The following is an 18457-nucleotide window of genomic DNA, read 5'->3' as shown; positions in this document are numbered from 1 at the left end:
GAGTTTCGGCTCACCCACTTGATCGATTTCCATGGCAGGCATTCAAGCAAGCACCGGACTTGTAACGGGCATCCCGATTCAGGACACCGTTAAGCAACTGCTAGCAATTGAAGCAAAACCACGCGACCTTCTCGTCAGTCGAACGGAGTTGATCAATGACGAAGCTAAGGCGATCGCGGAGCTGACCGCGAGCGTACTCAGCTTTCAATTCACCGCGAAGAAGTTTCAACAAACCAGCCTATTCACTGCCGCCAAGGCGACCAGTTCGAACACTTCTTTCCTCTCGGCCACCGTTACCGGTACTCCTAAGACAGGCAGCTACCAGTTTACCCCAGTGCGCACTGCTCAATCGCAGCAATTGCTTAGCTCTGGCGTCTCATCCTTGACCCAGCCACTCAGCAGTGGCTCGATCCAAATTAGTCACGGGCCCAAACTGGACGACGGCATCTCGCTGGATGAACTGAACAATGGCCAGGGCGTTCAACGAGGAAAAATCCGCATCACTGACCGTAGCGGGGCCAACGCGGCCATCGACCTTAGCTACGCTCAAAATATCGACGACGTCTTAGATGCCATCAACAATAACGACACCATCCAGGTAACCGCATCGGTCGATGGCGATCGCATCAAACTGACCGATACGTCCGGCCAAACGACCTCGAACCTGATCGTTCAAGCAATCGGCAGTGGCACAACCGCTGCTGACCTGGGCTTAGAAGGCATCAACATTGCCGCCAATTCCGTCACGGGCGATGACCTCCTGAACCTGCACACCAACACGCTACTATCTACCCTGAACGACGGGAACGGAATTAGTTTAAATCGGAATGGAGCCGACCTTTCGGTTTCGCTGCGTGATGGCACTTCGCTGGAAGTAGAACTAGGCAAAGCTGCCGCGCCAGAAGATTTCGCAACAGCCACGATCAAACCTGGTGATGCCCGTCTCGATTTCACCTCCGTCCAAAACGGTGCCGAATACGATGGCGTGCAGATTATCTTCCAAGATAATGCGACCGTCTCCAAAGGAAACGAAACAGTCGTCTTTGACGGCAACGCCAAGACGCTGACATTCCAAATCGATGCCGGCAACACGACCGCTTCCGACATTGTCTCTGCCCTGGCTAACGACGCCACGGCGAGTCAATACTTCACTGCCAGCACGGTCAATAGCGGCCTGGGGGATGGAATCATCGATCCGAATAAGGATTCGGTCACCACCGTCGCCACGACAGGAAATGCCACAGCCACCACCACTGCCGTAGATTCCAACGCGGCCATCACGTTGACAGCCAACGCTACCGGTGGCACTTACGATGACGTTACGATTCTCTTCGTGGACGATGCAGGAGTCACCGCCGGCTCAGAAACGGTTGTCTACGATGACAGCGATCCTCAGAACAAGACATTAACCGTTCATATTGATGCTGGCAATTCGACCGGCACCAATGTGATCGACGCCATCAACAACGATCCGACCGCCTCCGCTATATTCACGGCATCCAACGGCAGTGGCAGTGATGGTAGCGGCCTGGTCGATGTCACCGACACCGCCGTTACTTCAGGCGGCATTCAGCAGTCTTCGGCCACTACGCCTGATGACTCAAGTAATGGGCAAGTCACGCTTACGGCGAAAATCAAAGGGGGCGACTACGACGACTACGTCCTCAACTACGTCGCCGACGGAGCAGTCACCCAAGGCAACGAGGTCGTCGAATTCGATGAAGACTCGAAGACGATCACCGTTCGAATCGAAGCAGGCGCATCGACCGCCACCGATATCGCCACCGCCCTGAATAACAATGCGGAAGTCAGTTCGCGATTCACGGCCACCAAGCCAAGCGGTGCAGCGGGTGACCGGATCGTCAAAGCTTCGGCAACCGCCAAGACTACCGCAGGAGCAGCTTCCGAAGCCTCCACTCCACAAACGCTGGGGGAACTGATCGATGCGATAAACGCCACCGATCCCACGAAACTTCGGGCCCAAATTAGTGCCGATGGAGATCACATTGAACTGATCGACCTGTCGACGGACAACGGTGGATCTTTCTCGGTCGCAAGCATCAATAACAGTTCGACTGCCGAAGATCTAGGACTTACCGGGACGGCTTCTGCAGGAACCCTAACAAGCGACCGTCTCCAATCAGGCTTGAAGACCACCCTGCTTTCGTCGCTCGGCGGTGGCAATGGTCTGGGAGACCCAGGCACAATCGCTATCACCGACCGCAGTGGCGTCTCGGCGAATATCGACCTTTCTTCCGCCGAAACAGTGGAAGATGTCTTGCAGCTGATCAACGAATCGGGATTGGCCGTCAAAGCGAAAATCAATGAAGCTGGCAACGGCATTTCGCTGACCGACACCAGTGGACAGTTCAACAGCAACTTTATCGTTGCCAATGCCGACGGCACCGAGAGCGCCACGCTCCTGAAAATCGAACATGATTCGACCGCCCTAAGCGTAAACTCAGGCAGCCTAGATCGCCAGTTCGTCAACGAAGATACGAAGCTATCCGATCTCAAAGGTGGCAAGGGTATCGAACGGGGTAAGTTCCTGATTCGTAATAGCGATGGCCAGGCACGGACTTTCGATCTGACAGATCAGTCGATTGAAACGGTCGGCGACCTCATCGACAAGGTCAACTCGGAACTCACCTTGAATGTCGAAGCCCGCATCAATGATGCAGGGGACGGAATTGTCTTAATTGACAAATCGACCGGGACCGGTACCCTTACGGTAACCGAGGGAGGATCGACCAATACAGCCGCTGATCTTGGCCTACTGGGAACCGGCGTCGAGAAACAGGTCGATGGTGTCACGCGCACCGTGATCGAAGGTTCTGAGGTCACAACGATCGAGATCGAAGACGGGGACACGATCGAAGACTTGGTCTCGAAGTTGAACGACGCCGATGTCGGTATTACTGCTAGCATCCTGAATACAGGCACCGGCACAAACCCGTACCGTTTATCCTTGGTCAGCGACATCTCGGGAAAATCGGGACGTGTCGTGCTCGATTCAAGCCAGTCACAATTCGGTTTCGATGAAATTGTCGAAGCTCAGGACGCGCTGCTTCTTTTCGGCTCGGCGTCGAATGCCTCGACGGGCATTCTGACCTCATCCAGTACCAATACATTTAATGAAGTGCTGGATGGCGTTTCGCTGAAAGTCAACGAAGCGTCAACATCGGCGATTAACATCAACATCCAAAGTTCGGACGAATCGCTCCTGAAAGTTGCCGATGAATTCGTCACGCAATACAACGCCTTGCGAGATAAGCTGTCCGAAAAGACCTTCTTCAACGAGTCGGACAACTCGACCGGTGTCTTGTTCGGTTCGAACGAAGCCTTGCGAATCGACACGCAACTTGGCGGGCTTCTCACCTCGCGATTCTCGAGCCTAGGGAAAATCCAGTCGCTCCAACAACTTGGTTTCGATGTGAGCGATTCCGGCAAGTTGAGCCTCGATACAAACAAACTCAAAGCTGCATTTGCAAGCGATTCAGAAGGTGTCGAGAAGTTCTTTACCGAGGAAACGACCGGTTTTGCGGATAAAGTATTTAACCTCACCGAGCAATTTGCCGGCAGAGGCAACTCGATGCTGGTCAGCCGAGCGGTGACACTGCAAGCACGGGCCGACTTAAACACCGAACGCATCAAGGCGATGAACGATCGCCTGGCCCGCAAACAGGAACAACTTTTGACTCAGTTCTACAACTTAGAAGAGACCATCGGCAAATTGCAGAATAACCAGACTGCGCTCGCTGGTATCGGTTACATCTCGGCAGATGGGACGTAAAAACCGCAGCAATGCCGATTCGCTCAAAGGCAGTCCACTGATTGGTCGATAAAACCCCGAGAGTGGTCCCCGCAAAACTTCTCCCGACTGTAGACGAGACCTAAATGACCTTCAGCACAGATTCTCCTAATAGCTATTTAGAAACGGAAGTTCTCACGGCGACTCCGCAGAAATTGCAACTCATGATGATCAACGGCGCAATTCGCTACGCCTACCAGGCTCAGCAGTTGCACGATCAAGGTGAGAAAGAAGCCGCCTGGGAAAAACTGCTTCGCTGTCGTGAAATCGTCGCGCTGATCCTGTCGAACATCAGCCCGGATGGTGGCCAGTTAATGAAGGATGTTGCTGGCATTTACACATTCATTTTCCGGGAACTTACCCAACTGCATGCCGAAGACGAATATCATCGTCTAGACGGCGTGATCAAGGTTCTCGACGAAGAACGCCAAACGTGGGAAGAACTTTGCTTGCAGATGCCCGAAGCCCCAGAGCGTCCCTCGCAACAGGAACGTGAAATCACCTCGTCCGATGCGGAAGAGATCATGGGCAAGTTCGACGCGTCCTCAGAGGAGTCCTCCGCCCGTTCCAGTACTTCCTACGGGTACGACAATGGCGGTGACTACTACGGCAATAATAGTGGTGGCATCTCGTTCGATGCTTGATGCCGATCGCCGCGTCGCCGATTTTAGGGGTAAATCCCGAAAACGGAGGAAATTGCGGCCACTTGCTTGAACGAAGAGTTTGATTTCGTGCGCAGACTTCGAGAATTCCCCCTGCTAGGGGAAAATCGGGCGTTATTGCTTCCATTTCCTCTCGGTTCCCTGGTTGATGGAAAGCGCCAATCCACGCAACAATGGACGGTTTGAATTTCCATAGCGCACCCAATCAGGCAGGGACCCAGAATCTTGGCCGAGAAACAACTGATCCGCGTGGGGCACAGTCCAGACCCGGACGATGCCTTCATGTTCTATGCACTGGCCTGCGATAAAATCGACACCGGCAACTACCGGTTCGAGCACGAATTGGTCGATATCGAAACGCTTAACCGCCGTGCCTTCTCTGGCGAGTTAGAACTAACGGCGATCAGCATCCACGCGTATGCTCATCTGCACGATAAGTACGCGATCTGCTCGTGCGGAGCCAGCATGGGGGACAACTATGGTCCCATGGTCATTGCCAAGCAGAAGTACTCGCGAGACGAGTTGAAGTCGAAGACGATCGCCGTCCCCGGCACGCTCACTTCGGCATTCCTTGGCCTGCGCATGTATCTTGGTGCGGAATTCGAATATGTGGTCGTTCCGTTCGACGAAATCATCGAAGTTACCGCCGCCGGTGAGTACGAAGGCAAGCAAGTTGATGCTGGTCTGATCATTCACGAAGGCCAGTTGACCTACCAACGACAAGATCTGCAACTAATTGTTGACCTAGGCGTTTGGTGGCACGATCGCACCGATGGCTTGCCGTTGCCGCTGGGTGCCAACGGCATTCGCAAAGATCTCGGTGAAGAGACGATTCGCGAAGTCACACGTCTTCTCAAAGAAAGCATCGTCTACGGACTCGAGAATCGCCAACCGGCACTCGACTACGCCCTGCAGTTCGGCCGTGGGCTCGATAATTCACTAGCCGACAAGTTCGTCGGGATGTATGTGAATGACTGGACGATAGATTTCGGCGACCGTGGCCGGGAATCGGTGACGCGATTCTTGAAAGAAGGTTACGAACTGGGCGCGATCCCTGAATTGATCACTCCAGAATTCGTTTCTGGCTAAGGGTCAACCTCCTTTCAAATTGAGGATGCTTGGTACTCCAATTGCATGGTAGGATTGGAGTACCAGATTCCCCGTTTTGAGAGGTACTCCCAACAGAATGACCGCCTGGCAATCGCGATTATGTGCTCAAATCGACCAAATCAATGATTCGCTGATTGAATTTCGTCGCAGCCTACATCGCAATCCGGAAGTTTCCGGCGAAGAATTTCAGACCAGCCTGACCCTCTATCAAATTCTGGGGGACTTAGGACTATCGGTCCGCATGGGACCTGATGGTCGCGGCGTCATCGCAGATCTCGATACGTTCGACCAGGAAGGGTCAAGCGTAATCGCTCTGCGCGGTGATATCGATGCCCTGCCAATACATGATTGCAAAGACGTCCCCTATTGCAGTCAAAAAGAGGGCATCATGCATGCGTGTGGTCACGATGCCCATACCACCGTCGTCCTTGGGGCCGCTCAAGCTCTACAGCAGTTAGCGCGCAACGGCGAGCTTCCTTGGCCGATCCGGGCTCGTTTTATCTTTCAACCTGCGGAAGAAATCTGCACCGGCGCCCGCGACATGATCAAGGCCGGGGCCTTGGAAGATGTCTCGGCAATTATCGCCACTCACATGGAGCCAGGCCTTCCTTTTGGCAAAGTTGGCTTTCGCAAAGGAGAGCTAACGGCCAGTTGTGAGGAGATCTGGATTAAGATCCACGGCTCTAGTGGTCATGGGGCCCGCCCCTACGAAGCCAACGACCCGATCGCTGCTGCTGCCCAGTTAATTAACACACTTTACCTAGCCCTGCCGCGTGTTACCCAAACGCACGAAGCCGTAGTGGCCAGCTTTGGGCAGATCCACGGCGGAGCAAGTCCCAATGTCATTCCCGAGACGGTTGAACTGCAAGGGACGCTCCGCACGCTACTTCCCCAGACTCGCCTAGACACGATCCGTCATATTCACCGAATCGCCGATGGCATCGCCATGGCAACGCAAACCCAGATTGAGGTCAAATTCGACCTGGGCACCGATGCGGTTCGAAACGATTCCAACTTGATTGATCTGCTCAAAGAGAACTGTGTGGAGTTTATGGGTATGCCCTCGGTTCACGAAATTCCACGTGCCAGCATGGGCGGAGAAGACTTTGCGTTTTACTTAGACCATGTCCCAGGCGCGATGATCCGCTTAGGGTGCGCAACGCCTGGGACAAGCAATTGGCCCATGTTGCACAGTACCAACTTTGATATCGACGAACGCGTGCTGGCCTTTGGAGCGAATCTATTGGCACGCAGCACCGTCGCCGCCCTTGAACCTGGCTCGCGTTGGCAAGATCAATTGCTGACACCACGCTCGCCTACTCATCACGATTCGCCCCTGGACTAGGACGAACCCCATGACAAAAATCGAGTTTCGTTCCAACCATTACCCCACCCTCGGAGTTGAATTGGAACTCGGCCTGATCGATAGCAAAACGATGGAATTGGCTTCGGCCATTCATCGTGTGCTCGATCAACTGCCAGAGGATCAGCGCGAGCTTTACAAGCCCGAACTGATGCAGTGCTGTCTAGAAATTAACACCGGCATCTGTCATACCGTGGCCGAAGCGGAAGAAGATTTGACCAAACGGGTCAAGCAGATCGAAGGGGTGCTCGACAAATTAGATCTTCGCTTGTGGTGGGGCGCAACGCATCCTTTCTCGAAATGGAGCGAGCAAAAAGTTACGCCCAACCAGCGTTACCTCGACCTGCTGGAACTTCTACAAGAGATGGCTCGGCGTTTGGTCACTCAAGGCCTGCACGTGCATGTCGGGGTCGAATCGGGCGATAAAGCGGTCATGATTTGTGACCGTATTATGCAGTACCTGCCGCTGTTACTCGCCCTTTCCAGTTCCAGCCCATTCTGGGAAGCACGCGATACCGGCCTGGCTTCGCATCGGACCAAGATCATGGAAGGCTTGCCAACCGCTGGCATTCCGACCTTAATGCGTAACTGGAGCGAGTACGTTTGGATCGTCAACCACATGGTCGACACCGGCTTCATCAATACGATTCGCGAGATCTGGTGGGACGTTCGTCCTCATCATAATTTCGGTACAGTGGAAGTCCGTGTTTGCGATATGCCAGGCAGCCTGGAAGATGTCTTAGCGCTGACGGCCATGACGCAATGCCTGATCGTGCATCTATCGCGAGAGATCGACGAAGGGGCTTATCAGCACGACTGCCACCCCATGATGGTTCGGCAAAACAAATGGCGGGCAGCCAGGTTTGGTACTGCGGCACGGTTGGTCAATTCGTTTACCTTCGATGTCGAAACGGTCCCCCAAATGACGCAGCGGCTAGTTACCACCTTGGCTCCTTTGGCCAAACGGCTGCAATGCACTGATTATCTAGAGCATTGCAACGTTATTGCCAATCGCCCTAGCTGGGCCTCGCAGCAGCGCACGCTGCTACAAAAAACAGGCTCGGCGGCTGAAATGGTTCGGATCTTGTCGGAAGGATCACGTCTCTCCAAGGCCGCCGATTCCGCTCAAAACTAGGCACCGTCAGGGCCTAGTTCGATAACAGCACGCAATAAAGCTAAACGGTGCCAGCCGGATTGAAGTATTCAGGCTCCTTACCAGCGATCCACTTGATGTTGCAACCGATGCTGGGCATTTGCGGTTCGGGAACCGGTTGCCCAGCCAGCACGGCGTCCACCGCTTTACGCAAGTCGTCGCCAGTTACCGGAACGTCGTTACCAGGGCGGCTGGCATCAAACTGCCCACGATAGGCCAGCTTCTTTTCAGCATCAAAAACGTAAAAGTCCGGCGTGCAAGCAGCCTTGTAGGCCTGGGCAACGCTTTGATCTTCGTCGTACAGATAAGGGAACGTGTAACCACGATTTTCAGCTTCGTGAACCATTTGCTCAGGCGAGTCGTCAGGATGACTAGCAACATCGTTCGAGCTAATCGCGACAACCGCCGCTCCCTTGGCTTGGCACTCACGACCGAACTCAGCCAACGCTGGTGCCAAGTGTTTCACGAAAGGGCAGTGGTTGCACATGAAGATCACCACAAGCGCTTTGGCATCGGCAAAGTCCGCCAACGAGACGGTCTTGGAATCGACATTCAGCAGAGAAAAATCAGGGGCAGATGTTCCCAAAGGGAGCATAGTGCTGGCGGTCTTAACCATCGATAAACGTCCTAGGTTTGGGGGTTCGACTTGTTCGTGTGGTGTCTCCGTATTCTAACGAACCAGCGACATCCCTCAACCAAGGCAGCCTCCCCAGGCATCGCTAAGCAGATGCAATGCCGAACAATTTCCGGGCGTTTGCCGTGGTGATTCGTGCCATCTCGTCAGGGCTGATCCCGCGCTGGTTGGCCAGGCAGGTACCGGTATGAACAACGAGAGCTGGCTCATTAGTCCGCTGCTTACGGCAAGGCTCCGGGCTTAGATAGGGGCAATCGGTTTCTACCAGAAGTCGATCAAGCGGAATCGTCTTAGCCACGTCGCGCAGTTCTTGATTTCGCTTGAAGGTCAGCATGCCTGCAAAACTAATGTGCATACCACAGTCGACACCTAGTTCCGCCAGTTCGGCATCGCCGGTGTAAGAGTGCAAGATTCCGGCCAGAGGGCCATCCGCTCGCGCGGCTTGCAGGAACTCGACAACGTCTTCGCGGCAATCTCGCATGTGAATGACTAGCGGCTTGCCATACTCGCGCGACTTAGCCACATGCCACTGCAGGTACTCTTTCTGCAGTTCGATCGGGGCGAAGTCCCAATGTCGATCGAGCCCTGTTTCGCCAAGAGCCACGACTTTTTCGTGCGTAAGCAGCTTTTCGATTTGGTCTAAGTCCCCAGCTTGAGCCTCGGCGCTATGATTCGGATGAATTCCTACGGAGGCATAAACCTGGGGGAAACGCTCTGCCAATTCGACGCAGATGCGACTATCTTCGAGCGTCGTTCCGATAGCGACCATCGTTGCCACACCAGCAGCTTCCGCCCGGGCAAGTACATCGTCGATTTGCGGTAACAGCCCTTCATTAAACAAATGGGCATGCGTATCGAACCATTCCACGAGTTGCGTTTCTCCCAGGGGAATCTAAAGGCGAATTTCTAACAGCCTATCGCACCGAACCCAAATGGCGGCACGATCTACGGACGAATCGAAGGGGCTTGGGTTCCCATTTCTTCCAAGTTTTGCAGATGCCCAACAGCAAGTCCGGTAGCTCTTTGAACGAGGCGAAAAGCGGGGCCATCTTTATCCGCCCAGAGCGCCATCTCTTCTAGCGTTGCCAAAAGCTTCCGTTCGTAGATCTTCAGTTCATTCAAAATATACGAGAGCGACAAATCGTTCAGGTCGGTATAGTCCATGGGGAAGTCCCCCAGGTGAATCGGCCGATCGTCCTTTTCCAATACCTGCAGAACACGTTCCACCAACTCGTGATGATCGGCGGCGATGTCATCGATAACGTGGGCATCGTCTTCTTGGCCGACAGGTATCCATGGCTTGGCATACGTCAGGTAGGTCGGCAACGAACGATGGTGGAGAGCCGCCAAGCGGTTAAGCAACTGGTGTTGATTGTCTGGCAACATGCCGATCAGGTCCTTCTAGGCTAGATTACCAAACCACGCACGGCTGCCTGGAGCCAGACATTGAGGAAGTCCCAACCGGCAATCAACCCCAACACCGGCACCGTCAGCCCCCATAAGTAGCCTAGCTGCAACACCCCAGGCGACTCCTGCATTGGGGCAGCCTCGGAGTGAACGGGATCGATCGTCATGATCTTCACCACGCGAAGATAGTAGAACAAGCTGATTACGGTGTTCAAACACCCCACCACTAACAAGGCAACCAGATAGGTTTCGCCGGTAAGTAGGTAAGCATGAGCTAAGCCTCCGAAAACGGCGAACTTGCCGATAAAGCCCGCCAAAGGAGGCAGCCCGACGAGGCTCACCAGCAAGATCGTGAAGCAAATCGCAATCGGCATGCTCCGCTTGATCATCCCGGCGTAGTCCGAAATCTCTTCGCTGCCGGTAACATCGCGTACCAAGGCGACAACCGCAAACGCTCCCAGGTTCATCAACAAATAAATCGCCACATACAACGCTAAATATCCCGCACAGGAACCAGCGACCTCCGGATTGATCGGCGCCAGAATAAGAATTGGCGGTACGGCCATCATCATGTAACCGGCATGGGCGATTGTGGAATAGGCCAACAACCGCTTGATGTTGGTCTGGGCAAACGCCGCCAGATTGCCAAACGTGCAAGTCACCGCCGCAATCGCGGCAATCAATAGCGAGATAAACATTCGCACCGGTTGCATGGCTTCCGTTGGCGCTTGCGAATCGGCTGCGACCTCGCTGGTACGATTCGTCTCGACCACATTCGCCGCCACCTCTCCGGTAGCAATCAACGGCTGGGGAGCACTTTCGATCGCCCCTAAACCCAAGGCCACGCGGAGAAGTAATGCCAAAGCGGCTGCCTTCGAGGCAACCGACAAAAACGCACCGACCTCTGCCGTTGCCCCTTCAAACACATCGGGGCACCACTGATGAAAAGGGACCGCCGAAAGCTTGAACGCCAGCCCGGCAAACAGCATCAGTGCGGCCATCACCAGAATGACCGTTTGAGCTGGCGTAAAGCCTTCGCCAGCCATCTGGCTCAGCCGAATCGCCATGGTTGGCAGATGGGCCGAGTTTAACATCCCGCAAAGTAGGCTCATTCCATACAGCATTACGCCAGCCGTCCCGGCTCCGTAAACGGCATACTTGAGCGCGGCTTCAGAACCTTTCGGATCACCTCGCCGCATCGCCGCGAGTGCGTAAGAAGGGACGGATGCCATTTCGATCGCTAAGAACACGACCAGCATGTGGTTCGCCGAGACCATGAGAAACATGCCCAAGGTCGAACCCAGAATAAGCGTGATGAAGTCGGTGTTGTCTTCCTGGCGATGAACTTTTGTGAGCGTTACCAGCAAAAAGAACAACAGCAGAAACACCAGCAAGGTCGTTTTGGTCACCACGGCGAAACCATCTTGAACCAACATGCCGGTGAACAGTTCCACGCGTGGCAGTTCGCCGATGGCAACCATCCGAGCCGGGCTCTGGCTGATATCCCAGGGAGCCAGAGGCGAAAGAATGGCAATTGCTGCGACGGTTCCGATCAATGCCAAGTAAACGGAATCGATCTTCTCGGAAAAGCGGAACATCCGAGCCAACAAAATCACCACGATCGTCGCGCACAAGACCAACTCCGCCCCAAAGCCCAAGAGGCTGGCGAGAGTATCGGACGTCAGATGATTCACCAAAGTGAAGAACATATCAGGTCAACGGCTCGGTGCTAATCTTTCGAGGCAACTTCATCTTCATCGACTTGCGCGGCCTCACGTTCGGCACGCAGGCGAGGATATTTCACCTCTTCGGTCCACTCGGTCAAATCGGCGATCTGCTGGTCGACCGTGCTGTCCATGTAGCGAAACATGATCGAGGGAAAAATACCCAACACCACCGCCAACACGCACAAGGGAAGGGCAATGAGGAACTCACGCGGGGTGATTTCGCTTAGCTCGTCTTCATGCGGACCGCGATACTCAGGGCCAAGGTAAACCCGTTGAATCGCCCACAAGATGTAAGCGGCCGCCAAAATCACGACAAAAGCGGCAACGACAGCCAACGCTCCGCTTAACTTCCAAACAGAAAGCACCACAAATGCTTCCCCAATGAAACCACACAGACCTGGCAGCCCTAGGCCGGCAAAGAAGAGCAGCATGGCCATCGCCGTGTAAACCGGCATCTTGCCGTACAAGCCGCCGAACTTATCAAGATCGCGATGATGAACACGATCGTAAATCACGCCTACCATGAAGAACATTCCGGCGGAACTGATGCCGTGTCCAATCATTTGGAACAAAGCCCCTTTGACGCCCATGCTCCACGAGATCGGATCGAAAACGTTACCCACGGTGGCACTCCATGCCCCAAGTCCCAGCACCACATAGCCCATGTGGCTCACCGAACTGTAGGCGACCATCCGCTTGAAGTCTTTTTGAGCCAACGCAGCGAACGCTCCGTAGACCATGCTAATTACGCCGATCGAGCAAACCAGCCACACCAAATCGTATCCAGCATCTGGACAAATCGGGTAGCAAATTCGCACAATCCCATAGCCCCCCATCTTTAGCAGCACGCCGGCTAAGATCATCGAGATGGGCGTGGGGGCTTCGACGTGGGCATCGGGCAGCCAAGTATGCAGAGGCACGCTCGGCACCTTGATGACAAAACCGATGAACAGCAACACAAACGCCCACCATTGAATCGATTTGCCGGCCAAGATCGCCTGATCGAAAACATCGGTGTGCTGCCCCAATTGCTGCAGCGCTAAAATATTAAACGTATGCACCGGGTATTTTTGTTCATCCAACTGCTGCTTGTACGCTTCACTGGTAAGCCGTTGCCCAGCCTCGTCCCAGGCCGCCACATGCGCTACGTCGAGTTGATCTGCCGAAAGCTGCCTCAGATCGCTATTGAAGTAAAGCATCAGCAAGGCAATCAACATCAACACGCTACCCAATAGCGTGTACAGAAAAAACTTGATCGCCGCGTATTCCTTGCGCGGGCCACCCCAAACGCCAATCAAAAAATACATCGGCAACAGCATGACTTCCCAGAAGATGTAGAACAAGAAGAAGTCGAGCGATAGAAATACGCCCATCATGCCAGCCAAGAGCAGCAAGTACAGCACGCAGTAACTTTTCACGTACTTATCGATCGTCCAACTCGCCCCCATCGCCAGGCAGGAAATCACCGCCGTCAGCATCAACAACGGAAAACTGATTCCGTCGATTCCGAGGAAAAATTGGATATCAAAAGAAGGGATCCAAGGTACCTGAATCACCTTCTGCACACCGGCCAATTCGGTTTGAAAACTCAACTGCTCGCTATACGGCATCGCCATCCACAAAGTGGGCAGCATTACTAGCAAGGTAATCAGCAGCGTAAACCAGCGAATCAGTGGCTTGTTCTCGGAAGGAAAGAACAACAGCACGACCGCGCCCAACACAGGCGTGAAGATCAGCGAGGTAACGACGGTAAGTGTGAGGTTATCCATGCGATTGCCTTTCGGCAGTCCAGCGCGGGTTTACTAACGTGCTAAGGAATAAGTCCAAAAGCTCAGGATCAAAAACAACGTAACCGTGCTCGCCACGATCAACATCACGTATTGCCGAAGGTGCCCTGTTTGCAAGCCGCGTAGCCAACTTCCCAGGTCGTAGGTGGAATCGGCCAGCCAGGTCACCAAGCCATCGATGCCGCGTCGATCGATCCAGAAGTCGCCCGCCTGGGCAAGCTTCACGACCAGACAGCCCAGTCCGTCGACTAGGCGATCGATTACCTTACGATCGAACCAAGCCACCATGGCCGCAATGCACAGTGTTCCCTGCACAAAGACAACCTGGTAGATCTCGTCGAAATACCATTTCCCAAACAGGAAACCATAAATCGGCACAAACGTCTTGCGAACATCCGCCACATCGAGCGTTCGCCACAGATAAAAAACCGAGGCCAACAAGATCCCGCTTAAGGCCGCTGCAAAAGCAATCAGCCCCACCGGTCCTTTTACCGATGCGGCATGGCCTTTCGATTCCTCGGGCATCACCACATGCCAGGCCAAGCCGGTCATGTCGCTCCAGATTCCAGCGGGGCGTGCCTGTTCGATCGTGCGAGAGAGGGTCGGCAACCCGAACCAATCGTAAATCGGCCAAGCGACCGCCACAGCAAGAACGGCCAGCATCACCAGTGGAAGCACCATCACTCTTGGTGACTCGTGAGCATGATCGTATTTCTTGCGTGCGCGAGGTTCGCCAGCGAAGGTCAGGTACCACATGCGGAACATATAAAACGCCGTCAGCACGGCTCCGCCAGCGGCGATTCCGAAGAAGATGTTTCCCCAGACGGGATTCATAATCCGAAACGAGTATATCTGTTCGAGGATCGCGTCCTTCGAGTAATAGCCACTTAGCCCGCACGAAATTCCAAACGCAGAAGGAATTCCGACGCCAGCAATCGCCAAACAACCCACCAGCATGGTGTATGCCGTCCAAGGCATCTTATGACGAAGACCGCCCATCTGCGGCATCTCGTTGGTATGCACCGCATGAATCACCGAGCCAGAGCACAAGAACAATAAGCTCTTAAAGCAAGCATGCGTTACCAAGTGCATCACACCGGCGGCCCAACCGCCAACGCCCAGTGCCAGCATCATGTAACCAAGTTGGCTTACTGTGGAGTAGGCCAGCACACGTTTGATGTCGGTCGCGACAAGGGCGATTGAGGCCCCAATCAGCAGTGTCAGACAACCGATACAAGCAATTACCAACAAAACTTCCGGCACGAAAATCGGGTACGAGCGAGCCACGAGAAACACGCCAGCAGCGACCATCGTCGCCGAATGAACCAAGGCCGAAACAGGCGTCGGTCCTTCCATGGCGTCTGGCAACCAAACGTGTAGAGGAAATTGAGCACTCTTTCCCACACAGCCACAGAAGATTCCCAGTCCGGCAATGATCAACAGCATGTAACCGTATCGTGTGGAATCCCCTTCGGTGGTTCCATCTCGCCAAAGGGGAATCGCTTCGTCAACTTTCGCTTGCAACTGAGCGGCACTTAGTGGCTCTTCGGCAGACAGCGCCAGTTCTTCGACTTTTTGCTTCGCGGCCAGCGCGACCATACCATCGGGGACGACCAACTGATAATGATCCTTCTCGCTGCGCATCTGCGAAAAAACACCAGGCTTGTCCGCTTCGCGTTCGATATCCCCGAAATTAAACGTCCCCAGACTAGCCCACAGGGTCATCATGCCGATCAACATCCCGAAGTCACCCACGCGGTTGACGATGAACGCCTTGTTCGCGGCTGTTGAAGCAGAGTGACGTTCGACGTAGAAGCCGATCAAAAACCAAGAACACAAGCCAACCAATTCCCAGAAGACAAACGTCATCAGGAAGTTGCCTGAAATGATTAGGCCCAACATGCTGAAACAAAACAGCGACAAGGCCTGAAAGAAGCGAGCATAACGCCCCGGCCTGCGGACCGATTCCCCATCGCGGCGAATCGCTTCATGATCGACAACGCCATGCAATTCGTCGTGCATGTAGCCTGCCGAGTAGAAATGAATGCACGTGGCGATGAACGTTACCAAGCCAAACATTAAAATCGTCAGGCCGTCGATGTAGTAATTAATCGACACCTCGGTCCCGGCCAAAGTGGCGATGGTGTAGCCATGCCCGGTAATTACCGGCGGAGGTTCATGCGGGGGGGCGGCATGCGTTTCTTCAGCATGCTCGGCGGACGCGGCATCCTCGCCATGATGGGACGAAGGCGTTTGGTACATGCCGAACCAAATACCGGTCGCGAAGATCGACAGAACGAGCGAGCCCAGGATCGCCGTCGTCGCGACATACGATGCCCCCCGGCCTCGACTTCCCAAATGAGGGCCAGCCAACAAGATCACGCAGAACGAAACCAACGGTAACAATACCGCAGTCGCCAGAAGCGTCGGAAGGTAAGGGGCGAACGTCTCCATCAACCTTTCAATTCTTGAGCCTTGTCGACATCGATCGTCGCGTGGTTGTTGTAGAAGTTCAAAGCGATCGCCAACGCTACGGCAGCTTCTGCGGCCGCAAGGACAATCACAAACAACGCAATCAAATGACCATCGAGCCCCAGGTTATCTTCTCGGAAATAAGGACTCGCGAAACCGACGAAGTTGAGGATAGCGCCATTCAGGACCAGTTCGATGCCCATTAAAATGCCCAACGCATTCCGCTTCGTCGCCATACAGATAATTCCCACAACAAACAGGAACGCTCCGACGGCCAGGAAATGCGATAGCCCGATTGGTTCGTATAAAAATTGCATGGTTCTTCGATCCTCCTTTCCTAACTTAGCCTTGTTGTCGTCGTGCTCGGGCCAGGTAAGCGGCACCTACCAAAACAACTAGTAGATGAACTGACACGATCTCGAACGGTAACAAATAGCCGGAAAGCCCTTCGCTTTGCTGCGGATCTTTGTCAGGGCGTAAGCCGACCAGTGCCAAACCAATTTCGCCGGTTCGCTGGGGTTCGCCCTGGGTTGCCTCGACTTCTAGCTGGACTAGTTTCTGACGCTGATCTTGCGACAACGTCTTGCCGGACTGAATCTCTTGTTCCAGTTCCGCGACATAGGCCGTTAGCTCTTGATCTGACTTGGCTTGGTAGCTCGAGCTTTCCCACTGCGGTATCGAGAACGCCAACTGCACCAGCACTGCCAGAAATGTCCCGCCCACCAGTAAGCCCAATAGCCAATCGCCGGCGCTGGTACGCATGGTAATAAAGGCCTTTTGGGCGGTCAGCATCACGCCGAAAATCAGTAGCACCACGGTTCCGCCGACATAGATCATCAGCTGCATCGTGCCAACAAAATAGGCCCCTGCCAGAAACAGCAGTCCACTGATCGCCGAGAGCGAAACGATCAGCGCGAAGGCCATTCGTACGATGTTGTTCGTGAGCAAAACGACCAACGCAAAACCGCACGCGATTAATGACGTCACGTAGAACATGACGCTGTGCCAGTTGATGGTCGCGTCGATCGCGGCACCGAGGAGATTCATTCGACATCTCCTTGTGAACCCTGCTTGGCATTGGCTTCCATTTGCTCGATCCGTTTGGCCGCACGTTTCTCAGCGTCGCGAACCCAGCCTTCTCGGACAAGCGAGCGATCTTGCGACGGAAGCAAATCGTTAAAAAAGGGAACACCGAGCGCCGTCCAGCACAAAACTCCCAGCAAGCAGACCGCCGCGATGGGGACGCAATACTTCAAACACATGGTGATGACTTGATCGACTCGCAGGCGAGGAAACGTCCAGCGAACCCACATCATCGCGATCACACCGATCGAGGCTTTGATCAATAAGTTCAACACGCCAAACAAATTCGCCAGCGTTCCGAACCACCAGCAGTTGCCCAAGTAATTGGGGGCCAGATCCATCAAGCCACTGAAAACAGGGAGGGGACCGTTCCATCCCCCAAAAAAGAGAATCGCCGCCAAAGCCGAAACGAGAATCATCGAACCGTATTCAGCCATGAAGAATAAGCTCCAGCGAATGCCAGAGTATTCAGTGAGAAAGCCGGCGACCAGTTCGCTTTCGGCTTCAGCAAGGTCAAACGGAGCCCGGTTCACACTGGCCACGGCACAGGTAAAGTAAACCCAAAATGCCACGAAAATAAACGGATCGTGGAAGATCAGCCAGTTCGTAAACAGTCCTCGCTGTTGCTCCCCAATCGCGACCAAATCCATCGTGCCGCAAATCATCAAGGGCACGACCACACAAATCCCCAGCGGAACTTCATAGCTAACCACCTGAGCGGCCTGACGCATGGCACCAAACAGAGACCACTTTGAACCGGACGAGTAGCCAGCCAAGATCACGCCGAAGACTTCCAAGCCCAACACGGCAATCAGGAAAAAGAGCCCGACGTTGAGATGCAAGGCCACCCAATCGAAGGCAAAAGGGAGGGCCATGAAAGCCGCGAAACTAGCTGCAAACGAGACATAGGGAGCCAAGCGAAAGAGAATCGGATCGGCATCTTTGGGCATCAAGTCTTCCTTCGAGAGAAGCTTGATCCCATCGGCCAGCGATTGTAGCCAACCGAACGCCCCCCCAGTGCGGGTTGGGCCAAGGCGATCTTGAATACGGCCAGAGACTTTCCGTTCGGCCCAGATAAAGACGAACGCTCCCAAGGCAATCACATGTACCAGCAAAACGGCCTGAATAAGCGCGGCAAGCGTGTACCCCAGAAATTCCCATCCGGCGGGAAACCAGCCTGCGAAGTACTCTCCCACGTGCGCGCGTCCCTTGTGCGTTCTTGATGCTGGCGAAACCTCGCCGCGTACC

General features: G+C 54.2%; 14 protein-coding genes. 5 read left to right on the top strand and 9 right to left on the bottom strand.

The window, feature by feature from the left end; all coding sequences use genetic code 11:
* Nucleotides 1-31 precede the first annotated feature (31 nt).
* The 5 genes from fliD to DTL42_RS14500 all read left to right on the top strand — a co-directional run bounded on the left by fliD (nucleotide 32) and on the right by DTL42_RS14500 (nucleotide 8081).
* A complete protein-coding gene (fliD, locus tag DTL42_RS14520; RefSeq protein WP_114369452.1) occupies nucleotides 32-3793 on the top strand; it encodes a flagellar filament capping protein FliD in 3762 nt (1253 codons plus the stop codon).
* 104 nt (nucleotides 3794-3897) lie between these two features.
* Nucleotides 3898-4455, top strand: a complete 558-nt coding sequence (gene fliS / locus DTL42_RS14515) for a flagellar export chaperone FliS (protein ID WP_114369451.1) — start codon at nucleotides 3898-3900, stop codon at nucleotides 4453-4455.
* Nucleotides 4456-4698: 243 nt separating this feature from the next.
* On the top strand, nucleotides 4699-5562 hold the full coding sequence (locus DTL42_RS14510; RefSeq protein ID WP_234824213.1) for an MqnA/MqnD/SBP family protein: 864 nt from the start codon (nucleotides 4699-4701) through the stop codon (nucleotides 5560-5562).
* A 97-nt stretch (nucleotides 5563-5659) separates the two neighbouring features.
* Nucleotides 5660-6928, top strand: coding sequence for a M20 metallopeptidase family protein (locus DTL42_RS14505; RefSeq protein ID WP_114369450.1), 1269 nt, complete (start codon nucleotides 5660-5662; stop codon nucleotides 6926-6928).
* A gap of 10 nt (nucleotides 6929-6938) precedes the next feature.
* Nucleotides 6939-8081, top strand: coding sequence for a carboxylate-amine ligase (locus DTL42_RS14500; protein WP_114369449.1), 1143 nt, complete (start codon nucleotides 6939-6941; stop codon nucleotides 8079-8081).
* A gap of 40 nt (nucleotides 8082-8121) precedes the next feature.
* Here DTL42_RS14500 and DTL42_RS14495 read toward each other — a convergent pair whose 3' ends face one another.
* The 9 genes from DTL42_RS14495 to nuoH all read right to left on the bottom strand — a co-directional run bounded on the left by DTL42_RS14495 (nucleotide 8122) and on the right by nuoH (nucleotide 18405).
* Nucleotides 8122-8715, bottom strand: coding sequence for a thioredoxin family protein (locus DTL42_RS14495; RefSeq protein ID WP_114369448.1), 594 nt, complete (start codon nucleotides 8713-8715; stop codon nucleotides 8122-8124).
* 103 nt (nucleotides 8716-8818) lie between these two features.
* On the bottom strand, nucleotides 8819-9601 hold the full coding sequence (locus DTL42_RS14490; protein WP_114369447.1) for a TatD family hydrolase: 783 nt from the start codon (nucleotides 9599-9601) through the stop codon (nucleotides 8819-8821).
* Between the two features lie 77 nt (nucleotides 9602-9678).
* Entirely contained in the window at nucleotides 9679-10119 is a 441-nt protein-coding gene (locus tag DTL42_RS14485; protein WP_114369446.1) for a hypothetical protein, read from the bottom strand.
* Nucleotides 10120-10139: 20 nt separating this feature from the next.
* Entirely contained in the window at nucleotides 10140-11849 is a 1710-nt protein-coding gene (locus DTL42_RS14480) for an NADH-quinone oxidoreductase subunit N (protein WP_114369445.1), read from the bottom strand.
* Between the two features lie 20 nt (nucleotides 11850-11869).
* On the bottom strand, nucleotides 11870-13636 hold the full coding sequence (locus DTL42_RS14475) for a complex I subunit 4 family protein (protein ID WP_114369444.1): 1767 nt from the start codon (nucleotides 13634-13636) through the stop codon (nucleotides 11870-11872).
* A gap of 33 nt (nucleotides 13637-13669) precedes the next feature.
* Entirely contained in the window at nucleotides 13670-16108 is a 2439-nt protein-coding gene (nuoL, locus tag DTL42_RS14470; protein ID WP_114369443.1) for an NADH-quinone oxidoreductase subunit L, read from the bottom strand.
* The gene (nuoK, locus tag DTL42_RS14465; RefSeq protein WP_114369442.1) at nucleotides 16108-16443 is read right to left on the bottom strand and encodes an NADH-quinone oxidoreductase subunit NuoK; all 336 of its coding nucleotides are present in this window, start codon (nucleotides 16441-16443) and stop codon (nucleotides 16108-16110) included. Before nuoK ends, nuoL begins: the two co-directional genes overlap by 1 nt.
* Nucleotides 16444-16468: 25 nt before the next feature.
* On the bottom strand, nucleotides 16469-17173 hold the full coding sequence (locus DTL42_RS14460; protein WP_114369441.1) for an NADH-quinone oxidoreductase subunit J family protein: 705 nt from the start codon (nucleotides 17171-17173) through the stop codon (nucleotides 16469-16471).
* Nucleotides 17170-18405: an NADH-quinone oxidoreductase subunit NuoH gene (gene nuoH / locus DTL42_RS14455; protein WP_114369440.1), complete on the bottom strand. Its 1236-nt coding sequence runs from the start codon at nucleotides 18403-18405 to the stop codon at nucleotides 17170-17172. Before nuoH ends, DTL42_RS14460 begins: the two co-directional genes overlap by 4 nt.
* Between the last annotated feature and the right edge of the window lie 52 nt (nucleotides 18406-18457).

This window comes from Bremerella cremea, from assembly GCF_003335505.1.
GTDB lineage: Bacteria > Planctomycetota > Planctomycetia > Pirellulales > Pirellulaceae > Bremerella > Bremerella cremea_A.
Note: the sequence above shows the minus strand (reverse complement) of the source record. Positions and strands in the feature narration are given on the sequence as shown.